This is a genomic window from Flavobacterium luminosum (genome assembly GCF_023635005.1).
GTDB lineage: Bacteria > Bacteroidota > Bacteroidia > Flavobacteriales > Flavobacteriaceae > Flavobacterium > Flavobacterium luminosum.
Genome location: NZ_JAMLJM010000001.1, coordinates 42,313 through 56,325, shown reverse-complemented (window position 1 = coordinate 56,325; position 14,013 = coordinate 42,313). Strand labels below are relative to the sequence as shown.

Annotated in this window: 15 protein-coding genes and 2 tRNA genes; 14 read left to right on the top strand and 3 right to left on the bottom strand. The window is 34.5% G+C overall.

The window, feature by feature from the left end; all coding sequences use genetic code 11:
- Window positions 1-60 precede the first annotated feature (60 nt).
- From carB to NAT50_RS00240, 7 genes are all read left to right on the top strand, one after another.
- Window positions 61-2,913, top strand: a complete 2,853-nt coding sequence (gene carB / locus NAT50_RS00270) for a carbamoyl-phosphate synthase large subunit (RefSeq protein WP_250590312.1) — start codon at window positions 61-63, stop codon at window positions 2,911-2,913.
- Between the two features lie 127 nt (window positions 2,914-3,040).
- Window positions 3,041-3,568, top strand: coding sequence for an isopentenyl-diphosphate Delta-isomerase (gene idi, locus NAT50_RS00265; protein ID WP_250590311.1), 528 nt, complete (start codon window positions 3,041-3,043; stop codon window positions 3,566-3,568).
- Window positions 3,565-3,975: a 6-pyruvoyl trahydropterin synthase family protein gene (locus NAT50_RS00260; RefSeq protein ID WP_250590309.1), complete on the top strand. Its 411-nt coding sequence runs from the start codon at window positions 3,565-3,567 to the stop codon at window positions 3,973-3,975. Before idi ends, NAT50_RS00260 begins: the two co-directional genes overlap by 4 nt.
- 56 nt (window positions 3,976-4,031) lie before the next feature.
- Window positions 4,032-5,003 carry a type I phosphomannose isomerase catalytic subunit gene (locus NAT50_RS00255; protein WP_250590307.1) on the top strand — a complete coding sequence of 324 codons (972 nt, stop codon included), beginning with the start codon at window positions 4,032-4,034 and terminating at the stop codon, window positions 5,001-5,003.
- 50 nt (window positions 5,004-5,053) lie between these two features.
- Window positions 5,054-5,320 carry a hypothetical protein gene (locus tag NAT50_RS00250; protein WP_250590305.1) on the top strand — a complete coding sequence of 89 codons (267 nt, stop codon included), beginning with the start codon at window positions 5,054-5,056 and terminating at the stop codon, window positions 5,318-5,320.
- Between the two features lie 80 nt (window positions 5,321-5,400).
- A tRNA-Thr gene (locus NAT50_RS00245) sits at window positions 5,401-5,474 on the top strand.
- A gap of 30 nt (window positions 5,475-5,504) precedes the next feature.
- Window positions 5,505-5,578, top strand: a tRNA-Thr gene (locus NAT50_RS00240).
- A 92-nt stretch (window positions 5,579-5,670) separates the two neighbouring features.
- On the opposite strand, the gene rluF is transcribed toward NAT50_RS00240, so the two are convergent.
- The 3 genes from rluF to NAT50_RS00225 are packed head-to-tail and all read right to left on the bottom strand — an operon-like array spanning window position 5,671 to window position 7,814.
- Window positions 5,671-6,435 carry a 23S rRNA pseudouridine(2604) synthase RluF gene (rluF, locus tag NAT50_RS00235; RefSeq protein WP_250590303.1) on the bottom strand — a complete coding sequence of 255 codons (765 nt, stop codon included), beginning with the start codon at window positions 6,433-6,435 and terminating at the stop codon, window positions 5,671-5,673.
- Window positions 6,436-6,477: 42 nt separating this feature from the next.
- Window positions 6,478-6,966, bottom strand: coding sequence for a 6,7-dimethyl-8-ribityllumazine synthase (gene ribH, locus NAT50_RS00230; protein WP_250590301.1), 489 nt, complete (start codon window positions 6,964-6,966; stop codon window positions 6,478-6,480).
- Between the two features lie 56 nt (window positions 6,967-7,022).
- Window positions 7,023-7,814 (bottom strand): tetratricopeptide repeat protein, encoded by a 792-nt coding sequence (locus tag NAT50_RS00225; protein ID WP_250590299.1) that lies wholly within the window; start codon window positions 7,812-7,814, stop codon window positions 7,023-7,025.
- Window positions 7,815-7,944: 130 nt separating this feature from the next.
- Between NAT50_RS00225 and recF the strand changes: the two genes are divergently transcribed.
- The 7 genes from recF to NAT50_RS00190 all read left to right on the top strand — a co-directional run bounded on the left by recF (window position 7,945) and on the right by NAT50_RS00190 (window position 13,925).
- Complete coding sequence (gene recF / locus NAT50_RS00220; RefSeq protein WP_250590297.1) at window positions 7,945-9,024, top strand: DNA replication/repair protein RecF; 1,080 nt, start codon at window positions 7,945-7,947, stop codon at window positions 9,022-9,024.
- A 29-nt stretch (window positions 9,025-9,053) separates the two neighbouring features.
- Window positions 9,054-9,749, top strand: coding sequence for a thioredoxin (gene trxA / locus NAT50_RS00215; protein WP_250590295.1), 696 nt, complete (start codon window positions 9,054-9,056; stop codon window positions 9,747-9,749).
- Entirely contained in the window at window positions 9,750-10,424 is a 675-nt protein-coding gene (locus NAT50_RS00210) for a DUF2461 domain-containing protein (RefSeq protein WP_250590293.1), read from the top strand.
- 81 nt (window positions 10,425-10,505) lie between these two features.
- Window positions 10,506-11,519: a UDP-N-acetylmuramate dehydrogenase gene (murB, locus tag NAT50_RS00205; RefSeq protein ID WP_250590291.1), complete on the top strand. Its 1,014-nt coding sequence runs from the start codon at window positions 10,506-10,508 to the stop codon at window positions 11,517-11,519.
- Window positions 11,520-11,594: 75 nt separating this feature from the next.
- The gene (locus tag NAT50_RS00200; RefSeq protein WP_250590289.1) at window positions 11,595-12,212 is read left to right on the top strand and encodes an FMN-binding negative transcriptional regulator; all 618 of its coding nucleotides are present in this window, start codon (window positions 11,595-11,597) and stop codon (window positions 12,210-12,212) included.
- 61 nt (window positions 12,213-12,273) lie between these two features.
- Window positions 12,274-13,386 carry a glycosyltransferase gene (locus tag NAT50_RS00195; RefSeq protein WP_250590287.1) on the top strand — a complete coding sequence of 371 codons (1,113 nt, stop codon included), beginning with the start codon at window positions 12,274-12,276 and terminating at the stop codon, window positions 13,384-13,386.
- Complete coding sequence (locus tag NAT50_RS00190; RefSeq protein ID WP_250590285.1) at window positions 13,377-13,925, top strand: RNA polymerase sigma factor; 549 nt, start codon at window positions 13,377-13,379, stop codon at window positions 13,923-13,925. The genes NAT50_RS00195 and NAT50_RS00190 overlap by 10 nt, the downstream gene beginning before the upstream one ends.
- Window positions 13,926-14,013: the final 88 nt, after the last annotated feature.

The window sequence follows — 14,013 nt, the reverse complement described above, 5'->3', positions numbered from 1 at the left end:
CTTAAACAACCTTCTTAATTTTGCATAAGAATAGCATTTTTAACAACAACACACTTTATAATGCCAAAAGACAATTCAATTAAATCGGTTCTTATTATTGGGTCAGGTCCCATAATTATTGGTCAGGCTTGCGAGTTTGATTACGCAGGTTCTCAATCTGCTCGATCTTTACGTGAAGAAGGGATTGAAGTTATCTTGATTAATTCCAATCCAGCAACCATTATGACAGATCCTTCTATGGCGGATCATGTTTATCTGAAACCATTAACTACAAAATCTATCATAGAAATCCTAAAAGCACATCCGCAAATCGATGCTGTTTTACCCACCATGGGAGGACAAACGGCATTGAATTTATGTTTAGAAGCGGAAGACAAAGGAATCTGGAAGGATTTTGGCGTGCGTTTAATAGGAGTCGATATTAATGCTATTAATATTACCGAAGACCGTGAGCAGTTTAAACAATTATTAACGAAGATAAATGTTCCTTTTGCTCCGGCTAAAACGGCTAATTCTTTCTTGAAAGGAAAAGAGATTGCGCAAGAGTTTGGTTTCCCGTTGGTAATCCGACCTTCTTTTACTTTAGGAGGAACTGGAGCAGCTTTTGTGCATAAGAAAGAAGATTTTGATGAACTTCTGACACGCGGTTTAGAAGCTTCTCCTATTCATGAAGTGTTAATAGATAAAGCGCTTTTGGGTTGGAAAGAATACGAATTAGAATTACTTCGTGATAAAAACGATAATGTTGTAATTATCTGTACCATAGAAAATATGGATCCTATGGGGATTCACACTGGTGACAGTATAACAGTGGCGCCAGCCATGACTTTATCGGATACTACTTTTCAAAAAATGCGCGATATGGCCATTTTGATGATGCGCAGTATCGGAAATTTTGCAGGAGGTTGTAACGTTCAGTTTGCAGTTTCACCTGATGAAAAAGAGGATATCGTAGCTATCGAAATTAACCCACGTGTATCTCGTTCTTCTGCCTTGGCTTCTAAAGCTACAGGATATCCTATCGCTAAAATTGCTACAAAACTAGCTTTGGGATATCATTTAGATGAATTGGAAAATCAAATTACAAAGTCAACCTCGGCTTTGTTTGAACCGACTCTAGATTATGTGATTGTTAAAATACCAAGATGGAATTTCGATAAATTTGAAGGTGCTGATAGAACTTTAGGTCTTCAAATGAAATCTGTAGGAGAGGTAATGGGTATTGGACGTTCTTTCCAAGAAGCACTTCACAAAGCTACTCAATCTTTAGAAATTAAGCGTAACGGTCTTGGTGCCGACGGTAAAGGGTATAAAAACTACGAGCAAATTATAGATAAACTAACGCATGCTAGTTGGGATCGAGTTTTTGTGATTTATGATGCCATTGCAATGGGAATTCCGTTGTCTAGAATTCATGAAATTACCAAAATCGACATGTGGTTTCTGAAACAATATGAAGAGTTGTTCTTGATTGAAAAAGAAATTGCAAAATATACCATCAATACCCTTCCAAAAGAGTTATTGCTAGAAGCCAAGCAAAAAGGTTTTGCCGATAGACAAATCGCACATACTTTAAATTGTTTGGAAAGCGAAGTACATAAGCTTAGAGAAGATCAAAATATCAAACGTGTTTTCAAATTGGTAGATACCTGTGCAGCCGAGTTCAAAGCGCAAACGCCTTATTATTATTCTACTTTTGAAGCCGAAATCGAAAAAATTGATGGAACAAAATACGTTCATGACGAAAGTATTGTTTCAGATAAGAAGAAAGTTGTGGTTTTGGGTTCTGGTCCTAACAGAATTGGTCAAGGAATAGAATTCGATTATTCTTGTGTTCACGGAGTTTTAGCTGCTAAAGAATGTGGTTACGAGACCATCATGATTAACTGTAATCCTGAAACCGTTTCAACTGATTTTGATACTGCAGATAAATTGTATTTTGAACCTGTTTTTTGGGAGCATATTTACGATATCATTCAGCACGAAAAGCCAGAAGGAGTAATTGTACAGTTGGGAGGTCAAACGGCTTTAAAACTTGCTGAAAAATTATCAAAATACGGAATTAAAATTATAGGAACTAGTTTTGAAGCTTTAGATTTAGCAGAAGATAGAGGGCGTTTTTCTGAATTATTAACAGAGTTAAATATCCCTTTCCCGAAATTCGGAGTGGCAGAAAATGCAGAAGAAGCGGTTAAACTGGCCGATGAATTGGATTTTCCATTGTTAGTTCGTCCTTCTTATGTTTTAGGAGGTCAAGGAATGAAAATTGTGATTAACAAGCAGGAGTTAGAAGAGCATGTTATTGAAATTTTAAAACATATTCCTAATAATAAGTTGTTGCTAGATCACTATTTAGATGGTGCCATTGAAGCAGAAGCGGATGCTATATGTGATGGAGAAAATGTGTACATCATCGGTATCATGGAACACATCGAACCTTGTGGTGTGCATTCGGGCGATAGTAATGCTACTTTGCCGCCATTCAATCTTGGTGAGTTTGTGATGCAGCAAATCAAGGATCATACAAAAAAGATTGCTTTGGCTCTTAAAACTGTTGGACTTATCAACATACAGTTTGCTATCAAAGATGATATTGTATATATTATAGAGGCTAATCCTAGAGCTTCAAGAACGGTACCGTTTATTGCAAAAGCGTATGGGGAACCTTATGTTAATTTTGCAACCAAAGTGATGTTGGGTGAAAATAAAGTAACCGATTTTACATTCAATCCTAAATTAGACGGTTATGCGATCAAGCAACCAGTGTTTTCGTTCAATAAATTCCCTAATGTGAATAAGGCGCTAGGGCCAGAAATGAAATCTACAGGAGAGAGTATTTTGTTCATTGAGGATTTAAAAGACGACCAATTTTATGAGTTGTATTCCAGAAGGAAAATGTACTTAACTAAATAAATGAATCCCGAGCACTGCTCGGGATTTTTGTTGTAATATTGTTTCTGTGCAGAACATTTGATAATGTAAAGTTAACAGAAGGTTTTTTAAGAATGCTTTTCGTATTTTTACCCGGTAATAAAAACGTATGACGGAAGAAAAAGTAATATTGGTTAATGAGAAAGACGAGCAAATAGGACTGATGCCTAAGTTGGAAGCTCATGAAAAAGCGGTATTGCATCGTGCTTTTTCTGTTTTTGTGTTAAATAGCAATAATGAGATTATGTTGCAGCAACGTGCACATCATAAATACCATTCTCCTTTATTGTGGACCAATACTTGTTGTAGTCATCAGCGCGAAGGTGAAAGTAATATTCAAGCGGGAACCCGACGTTTGTATGAAGAAATGGGATTTACGACCGATTTGAAAGAACTTTTTCATTTTATTTATAAAGCTCCGTTCGATAATGGTCTTACCGAACACGAGTTAGATCACGTGATGATTGGTTATTATGACGGAGAGCCAAAAATTAATAGTGATGAGGTAGAAAGTTGGAAATGGATGGCGATTGATGCGGTAAAGACTGACATAGAGAAAAATCCCGATTCTTACACCGTTTGGTTTAAAATAATATTTGATGAGTTTTATCATTATCTTGAAGAGCACAAATTATGAAAGTAACTATAAGTCGTAAAGCACATTTTAACGCGGCACATCGTTTGTATCGTAAAGATTGGAGCGATGAACAAAATCAAAAGGTTTTTGGGAAATGTAATAACCCAAATTTTCACGGACATAATTATGAATTGATTGTTAGTGTTACGGGAAATATCGATCCTGAAACGGGTTATGTGATGGATATTAAAGATCTGGCTGACATTATTTACGAAGAGGTGGAACTTCCTTTTGATCATAAAAATCTTAATTTAGATGTGCCTGAATTTCAAGATTTAAATCCTACCGCTGAAAACATTGTAGTGGTGATTTGGAATAAAATTAGAAATCGTATAGCGGCAAATAATGATTTAGAGGTTGTTTTGTACGAAACTCCTCGTAATTTTGTGTCCTACAAAGGAGAATAATCAAAGAATGTGGTAGTTTGATTTTTTCAACAACTACAACAAGAAAACATTATTGAATGAAGAATGAATTTTATCCCTTATTATTTGAGCCTATTTTTAAGGACCGCATATGGGGAGGAACTCGATTGCAATCAGTTTTAAATAAAAATATTCCCAATACTACTACAGGAGAAAGTTGGGAGCTCTCAGCCGTTCCCGGTGATGTGAGTGTGGTGTCCAAAGGAGCTTTTCAAGGTAAGGGGCTAGATGTTCTTCTTGATGAATTTCCCTCAGAAATTTTAGGAACAAAAGTATACGAACAATTTGGGAAACAGTTTCCTTTGTTGTTTAAATATTTAGATGCTCGAGAGGATTTGTCGATACAGTTACATCCCAACGATGAATTGGCTCAAAAACGCCATAATTCGTTCGGAAAAACAGAAATGTGGTACGTGTTGCAAGCAGATCCTGATTCACGCATTATCGTAGGATTCAAAAATCCATCTTCACCAGAAGAATATTTACAGCATTTAGAGGATAAAACACTAGTTTCGATTCTGAATGAAATCCCTGCCCAAAAAGGAGATGTTTTCTTTTTAGAAACAGGAACAATTCATGCCATAGGATCGGGAATCGTTATAGCCGAAATTCAGCAAACATCAGATATTACATATCGTATTTATGATTTTGATAGGAAAGATGCCAACGGAAATACAAGAGAGCTACATGTAGATTTGGCCCTAGAAGCAATCAATTATAATACAGTTGAAGCGAAAAAAGAATACAGTCAAACACTGAATAAAAGTAATCCGGTGGTGAGCTGTCCTTACTTTAAAACCAATGTGTTACCGCTTGAAGGAGTTGTCTCAAAGCATAAGACTAATGAATCTTTTGTGGTTTATATGTGTACGGATGGAAATGTCGATATTCGGGTGAATAATCAAACGTATTCGTTTCAAAAAGGAGATACCGTTTTATTGCCGGCTATAATTACTGATTACCAATTAATTGGTGAAGCTTCTCTTTTGGAAATATTTATTCCTTACTAGGATATCTCAAGATAAATAGTACCTTTGCAAAAATTTATAAATAGGAAACTATGGCAAGTGTAAAAAACTTAAAAAAAGACATCAACTTTGTAATTGGTGATATTATTGAAGCAGTTTATTTGTATGAAATGACTACTACTGGTAAACCAACTGATGCTACTAATGCTATCATTGAAGAAGCAATTGGAACATTTGATGCTTTAATTCAAAAAGTAAATGATAAAAAAGTAGAGAATAGAAAAGCTCACTTAAAACAAGTTAATAAAGATTTGGAAGTTGCTGCTAACCAATTGGTTGATAAAATCAACGCTTTATAGTAGTAAAAAATAGATAAAATTTAGGGTGTAAGTCTTTGGAAGTTTAAAAAACTCTATTATATTTGCACCCGAATTGAGTCGCCGGTGTAGCTCAGCTGGCTAGAGCAGCTGATTTGTAATCAGCAGGTCGTGGGTTCGAGTCCCTCCATCGGCTCAAAATTTAAAAATACTGTAAATACACTTTGCCGGTGTAGCTCAGCTGGCTAGAGCAGCTGATTTGTAATCAGCAGGTCGTGGGTTCGAGTCCCTCCATCGGCTCAAAAAAAACTCCTAAATGTTATTTAGGAGTTTTTTTATTGCTTTTTTTGAGCTGTTGTAAATCACAACCAGATTCTTTCTACTATTGTATATTAACGTTTGTTTCTGTTTACAGTTGTTCTAGGTAAACTAGCTTCTTCTGTTTTACTTGAAGGAGCAATTAGAGTGTTTAATTCTTTGATTTCTGCATCCGTTAAATCGCGATAACGACCTACAGGAATATCTAATGAAATATTGATGATTCTAATGCGTTTTAAGGCGGTAACTTCATAACCTAAATATTCACACATTCGACGGATTTGTCTGTTTAAACCTTGAGTTAATACAATTCTAAAAACAAATTTACTAATTTGTTCTACCTTACATTTTTTAGTAACTGTATCTAAAATAGGAATACCATTCCACATACGCTGAATAAAACGTTCGGTTATGGGTTTGTTAACCGTAACAATATATTCTTTTTCGTGGTTATTTCTGGCGCGTAATATCTTATTAACGATATCACCATCATCGGTCATAAAAATAAGCCCTTCACTGGCTTTGTCTAAACGACCAATAGGGAAAATACGTTTGGGGTAATTGATGTAATCAACGATATTGTTTTTTACATTCTGATTGGTAGTGCATTCAATTCCTGCCGGTTTGTTGAAGGCTAAATAGACTGGTTTAGAGGTTTTCTCACGAATTAATTTACCGTCTACACGTATTTCGTCTTCAAGGGAAACTTTGGTGCCTAATTCGGGTACTTTTCCGTTAATGGTAATTCGGCCTTGTTCTAATAGTTTATCGGCTTCTCGTCTGGAGCAATAGCCTGTTTCCGATAGGAATTTATTAATACGTGTCTTATTCTCTTCCATACGGTAAAAAAGTGTGTTTAAGGATAAAGGAGGGTGTAATAATTAAGCCTTTCTTCTTAAATCGGCCATTTTAATCGCAGCAATAGCAGCTTCGGTACCTTTGTTTCCGTGTTTTCCGCCACTACGATCAATCGATTGTTGCATGTTGTTGTCGGTTAACAGACAAAAAATTACTGGTACATCTGTTTGTACATTCAAGTCTTTAACTCCTTGTGTTACGCCTTCACATACAAATTCAAAATGCATGGTTTCTCCTTTGATAACGCAACCAATCGTGATCACGCAGTCAACAGCTTGTGATTCGATCATTTTTTTGGCTCCATACACTAATTCGAAGCTTCCAGGTACATTCCAACGTATAATATTTTCAGGGGTTGCTCCACAGTCAAGCAAGGCTGCTTCTGCACCTCTGTATAAATCTTCTGTAATGGTATCGTTCCATTCTGAAACAACAATCCCAAATCGAAAATCTTTCGCATTTGGGATTGTGTTTTTATCGTAATTCGATAAGTTTTTATTTTCTGTAGCCATCTTTATGGGATTGCAGGATTAAGAGTATTTTCAACTCTTAACACTTTGGTCTAAAATTACTGAGCTAGTCCTATTAAAGCATCAATGTTTTGTGCTTCAGGAGCATCTTCGAAACTTTCTTTAATTTCTGTGAAATATTGTAAAGCTTCTTCTTTTTTTCCTAGCGCTAAAGCAGTTTGTCCTGCTTTCAATAGGAAACGAGGTGTCGTTACTTCGTTTTTAGTGCTTTGAGCAGCTTTAACGTAAGATTCAAGTGCTTCTTCAGGTTTATTCAACTCTGATTTTGCATCACCAATAGCTCCGATTGCGATAGCATTTACAAATTCATCTTTAGTTGAAAAATCGGATAAATGAGTAATAGCTTTGTCGAATTGCTTAGTGTTTAAATAAGCGATTCCAGCATAATAATGTGCTAAATTTCCTGCGTCAGTACCAGAATGGTTTTTAATGATATCTAAGAAACCTTGTCTTCCTTCACCACCATTTAAAGCTAGGTTGTAAAGAGAGTCATTTTTTTCTGTAGCATCAACAGCTTGTTGGAAATATTTTTGTGCTTGGTACATATCGCTTGCTGCTTCATTTTCAGAAGGACCAGCAACAAATTTTTGATACATTATATAACCTGCTACTAATAAAGCAATACCACCAACAACTCCTAGGATGATGTTTTGGTTTTTAGCAACAAACTCTTCAGTTTTTGAAGCAGTTTCATCTAAAGTGTTAAATACGTTAGCGGTGGTGCTGTCTTTTTCATCTATAGTAACATCTTGTTCTAAATCAGCTACGTTTTCCACTTTTTCAGCTTCCGGTTTCGGAGCTTTGTATCCTCTTTTATTGTAAGTTGCCATTTAAATTTTAAATTAGTGAGGTGCAAAAATAAAATTTTTATTGAAAAACAAAACATGTTTTCGTTATATTTTTAATAATTTGCGTGCACCTTAGCAATATTTATTGCAAACTCTCAATGATGCGTATTTCATGTACTTAAAAAAAATTTCAGTTTTAAATTTTAAAAATTTTGAAGAGGTCAGTTTCGATTTCGAACACAAAATCAATTGTTTTGTAGGAAAAAACGGAGTTGGTAAAACCAATGTGTTGGATGCTATTTACCATTTGGCTTTCGGTAAAAGCTATTTTAATTCGGTTTCTGTTCAGAATATAAAGCATGGAGAAGATTTTTTTGTGATTGATGGTGAGTTTGAAAAGCAAAACCGCACGGAACAAATTTTGTGTAGTTTGAAAAAGGGACAAAAAAAAATCCTGAAGAGAAATGGAAAACTATATGAGAAATTTTCAGATCATATCGGGTTGATTCCGTTGGTTATCATTTCACCTACAGATGCTGATTTGATTCGAGAGGGAAGTGAAGTTCGCCGAAAATTTTTAGACAGTGTTATTTCGCAGTTGGATAATTTGTATTTGCATCATTTAATCAATTATCAGAAAGTGTTGGCGCAGCGTAATGCACTTTTAAAATATTTTGCATTAAACAGAGTTTATGAGCAGGAAACGCTTGAAATTTATAATGAGCAATTGGCGGATTTAGGCACGGCGATTCATAATAAAAGGAAAGCTTTCTTAGAAGAATTTATCCCTGTTTTTAATTCGTATTATCAGGATATTTCGAATTCTTCAGAAACGGTGCAGCTAGTTTATCAAAGTCAATTGCTTGAAAAGGATTTATTAACTCTATTGAAAGAAAATATAGCTAAAGATAGAGCTTTACAGTACACTAGTGTCGGAATTCATAAAGATGATCTGTCTTTTGAGATCGAAAATCATGCGATTAAAAAATTTGGTTCTCAAGGTCAACAAAAGTCTTTTTTAATAGCATTAAAATTGGCGCAATTTGAATTTGTAAAACAACAAAGCGGCGAGCAACCTCTTTTGCTTTTTGATGATATTTTCGATAAACTAGACGAAATTCGCGTGTCGAAGATTGTGGCCATGGTCAATAGTAATCATTTTGGTCAGTTATTTATCTCAGATACTCATCCAGAAAGAACCGAAAAGATTGTCAAACAGACGCATCAGAGTTATAAAATATTCAATATTTAATTCATATCTTAGCTAAAAATTTATACAACATGAAACGAATAATTTTAATGGTTTTTTTTGCATCAAGTTTGTTGTTAACTAGTTGCAAAGGGCAAAATGGAAAAGGTATTAATGAAAATATAGAGCCGAAAGCTTTTGCAGAGAAGGTTGCTGATCCTGGAGTTCAGTTAATCGATGTGAGAACACCGGATGAATATGGAAACCAGCATCTTGATAATGCTAAAAATATCAATATTAACGATTCTAATTTTGAGACTCAAGCTGCTCAATTGGACAAAAACAAACCGGTTTATGTGTATTGTTTGAGCGGCGGAAGAAGTGCTAAAGCTGCTGATAAATTAGCTTCAATGGGTTTCAAAGAAGTTTACAACATGGCTGGAGGTATTACTAGATGGAATGCTGAAGGTTTAGGGAAACCTGTAAACAAAGGAGGAATGACTTTGGCAGATTACCAAAAAGCAATACAATCGGACAAAAAAGTATTGGTTGATTTTTACGCAGAATGGTGTGGTCCATGTAAAAAAATGGCTCCTTATTTAGCAAAAATGAAGGAGGAAATGAAAGGGGAGTTGGTGATTTTAAAAGTAGATGCTGACCAAAGTCAAGAATTAGCAACTCAGTTACAAATTGAAGGTTTGCCAACACTTATATTGTATAAAGACGGTAAAGAAGTTTGGAAACATTTAGGTTATATATCAGAACAAGATTTAAAGAAAAAACTGTAAATGTTTACCCAAGAATCGATTCAATTTCTGGAAGACTTAAAATTTAATAACGCTACGGAATGGATGCATGCCAATAAGAAGCGTTATGAAGCTTATAAAAAAGACTATCACCATCTTATTGAAAAAGTTCTAGAATCTATGAAACCATTAGATTCTTCTTTAGAACCTTTGGAGGTTAAAAATTGTACCTTCAGAATCAATCGAGATATTCGTTTTTCAAAAGATAAGTCGCCGTATAAAACAAATATGGGGATTTGGCTGAGTACTAATCGGAATCGTAAAAATGGAGCCGGTTATTACATTCATTTTGAAAAAGGGAATTCGTTCATTGCAGGAGGGATTTGGTGTCCTGAACCAGAAGATTTGAAAAAAATCAGAAAAGAGATCGCTTTTTTTTATGAGGATTTAGAATCGGTAGTTCAGGATCAGGTTTTTGAAAAAGAATTTGGAACTTTTGATATTGAAGAAGGTAATGTTTTAAAATCGGCACCTAAGGGATATGACTCTGATCACCCGGCAATTGAGTTTTTGAAATTGAAGAGTTTTACGGTGTCAAAGAAAATTGAAGATCAATTGTTTTTTGATGAAGATTTTGCTTCGAAAATCGCTCAAAAATTGATTCATATCAAACCTCTGAATGAATTTTTAAACAGAGCATTAGAAACCGAAGAATAAATCAGTTCTTTAATATTAGTATTTTAAATAAAAAGTAAGATCTCTGCTTTTCTTTTAGAGCTTTCAGATCAGATTAATATAATGGAAATTCAACATTTTTTTTCTCTTAAAAATTACAATACATTCGGAATTGATGCCAAAGCAAAAGAGTTTGTGTCGGTTCATTCCGTTGAAGAATTGAAGAAAGTTCTAAAAGAAAACGCTTCCAAAGAAAAATTTATTCTTGGCGGAGGAAGTAACATGCTTTTAACTCAGGATATTGATGCTTTAGTCATTCATGTTGCTATAAAAGGTATCCGAATAGTAGAACAAGACGAAGATTTTGTTTGGATAAAAGCTAATGCCGGGGAAAACTGGCATGAGTTTGTTTTACATACCATCGGTCATAATTTCGGAGGCTTAGAAAATATGTCGCTTATTCCCGGTAATGTTGGGACAACACCAGTGCAGAATATCGGAGCCTATGGTGCTGAAATTAAAGATACTTTTGTTTCCTGTGAAGCGGTGAATATTGCAACGCAGGAAACTAAAGTATTTACTAAAGAAGAATGTAATTTTGGGTATAGAGAAAGTGTTTTTAAGCAGGAACTCAAAGGTAAATACATCATTAATTCGGTAATGTTTAAATTAACTAAACGCCACCATAAAATTAATGTCGGGTATGGTGATATCCAGAAAGAATTAGAAAAACAAGGCGTTACAACGCCTACTCTCAAGGATGTGAGTAACGCTGTTATTGCTATTCGTCAAAGCAAATTACCTGATCCTAAAGAATTAGGGAACAGTGGTAGTTTCTTTAAAAATCCTATTATAAGTCGAGATCATTTTAATAAGGTTCATTCGAAATTTCCTGACATGAAGTTTTACGAAGTTTCCGAAAATGAAATTAAAGTGCCTGCAGGTTGGTTAATTGAGCAGGCTGGTTTCAAAGGAATCCGAGTGGGTGATGCAGGAGTTCATAAAAATCAGGCTTTAGTATTGGTGAATTACGGTAACGCTACAGGAAAAGAGATTGTTGATCTTTCTAAAGAAATTCAAAAAGCGGTATTAGACAAATTTACAATAGCTATTGAAGCCGAAGTAAATATTATTTAAAAAAAATACTCTTTGCTTATCAATGGATAGGTGTTAAGTTCGATCTTTTTCTGTAATTATTAATTCTTCTTACCTATGTATATTCCTGATATTTATAAAAATGAGTGCCAATCAGAAATAGAAGAATTTATTCATGAGAATGGATTTGCTATTTTGATTAACCAGGCGGATGGGAAGTTCTGGGGAACACATGTGCCTCTTTTTTTAGAAAAGGTAGAAGGAAAATCAATACTAAGCGGACATATAGCAAAAGCAAATCCTCAAGCGTTAAACTTCAAAGAAGAACAAGAGGTTTTGGTTATTTTTAACGGGCCTCATTCTTATATTTCTTCATCTTGGTATGACCATGAAAATGTACCTACTTGGAATTATCTAGCTGTTCACGTTTACGGAAAACTTCGACCGTTGAATCATGAACAAACGATAAAGTCTTTAAAAAAGTTGGTCGATAAATATGAACAAAAGCAAGAAAAACCAATTCGAGTAGAAGATTTGTCCTCAAGAACCATGCGAGAAGCCTTGGGTGTATTCGCTTTTGAAATTGAAATTTCTGAGATTCAAGCACAGAAAAAATTATCGCAAAACAGAGATGATAAAAACTATAATAATATCATTCACCATCTAGAAAAATCTGAAGATAGTAATGATCAAAAAGTGGCTTTCGAAATGCGAAAAAACAGAACAAATCTATAAACGGCTTACCGTAAACTTATAACTTTTTATTACCTTTGCACCACATTTTTCAGAGAGTTTTATGGAGCAATTTTTACTTGTTTTACTTATCTTTTTTTTAACAGTGGTGACCATTCAGGTGGTGTATTATTTGTTTGTTTTTGGTAAATTTTCATTTGCAAAAAGTGAAAAAGTAGCGCCAAAACACCTGTCGGTTTCGGTAATAGTTTGCGCTAAAAACGAGGAAGAAAATATTAAAAATTACCTTCCTTTACTGCTAAATCAAAATTATCCTAGTTATGAAGTAGTGGTAATTGATGATGCTTCTAGTGATGATACTCGTTTTTTGATTGAAGAATTTCAAAAAACACATCACAACTTAAAATTGGTTAAAGTTGAAAACAATGAAGCCTTTTGGGGAAATAAAAAGTTTGCTCTTACTTTAGGAATTAAAGCAGCTTCGAATGAGTATTTGTTATTCACCGATGCCGATTGCTATCCTGCTACCAATGAGTGGATTGCTGAAATGACTTCGCATTTTACGATGCATAAAACCTTTGTTTTGGGTTATGGAGCGTACGAGAAAATGTCTGGTTTTTTAAATAAATTAATCCGTTTTGAAACTTTACTAACCGCTACGCAATATTTTGGTTGGGCAAAAGTAGGCAAGCCTTACATGGGTGTTGGACGTAATTTAGCTTATAAAAAAGAAGAGTTTTTTAGAGTAAACGGATTTATCAATCATATGAAAATTCGTTCTGGTGATGACGATTTGTTTGTCAATGAAGCGGCACATAAAAACAATACAACCATTTCTTTTAATCCTGAAGGTTTTACGTATTCTCGACCTAAAGAAACTTTTGGTGAATGGTTTATGCAAAAGCGTCGTCATGCTTCAACGGCTGTTTATTATAAGAGTTTTGATAAGTTTCAATTGTCATTATTCTATTTTACACAATTGTTTTTTTATCTTCTTCCTATCCCTTTATTGGCATTGCAATTCGAATGGATTGTTGTTTTAAGCGCAATAGCTTTCCGATATTTAGTTTCTTGGATTTCGCTCGGATTTTCAGCAGGTAAATTGGATGAAAAAGATGTAATCTACTGGTATCCGGTATTGGAAATTATTCTTATCTTCACGCAGATTAATGTTTTTTTTAGAAATCTTTTCTCAAAACCAGTTACTTGGAAATAAAGCAGTATATCGAAAAAGCCATCAAAGGAGATCAAGTGGCATTCACGTACTTATTGGATAAGTATTGGAATGAGGTGTATGCCTTTATGTTGCAGCGAACCGAAAACGAAACAGATGCCGAAGATATTACTATTGAAACTTTTTCAAAGGCTTTTGATAAACTTGCTACGTATAATACTGAATTTCAGTTTAATACTTGGTTGATTGCTATAGCGAAAAATGTTCATATCGATTTGCTTCGAAAGAAAAAATCAAGTCTGTTTATCGACATTACTGATGAAGAAGATCATATAGCTTACGGAGTGGCTGATGATACCCCGTCTGCCGAAGATCAAATTATCACAGAGCAAAATCTAAATCGTTTACTGCAATTTATTAAGAAACTGAAGCCTGCTTATCAGGAAGTAATTCAAATGCGATATTTTCAAGAGATGACGTATCAGGAAATCGCGGAAGAACTTCAAGAACCCTTAAACAACGTTAAAATTAAGTTGTTGAGAGCCAAAAAATTATTGGCCGAAATCATTTCTAAAGGATAGTTTTTATCTTGTTGTTTGGGTTGCAACATAATATTTTTCTGAATCCATAATTTTTTAAAACTTTTTGGAGAATCATTGTTAATGCTGA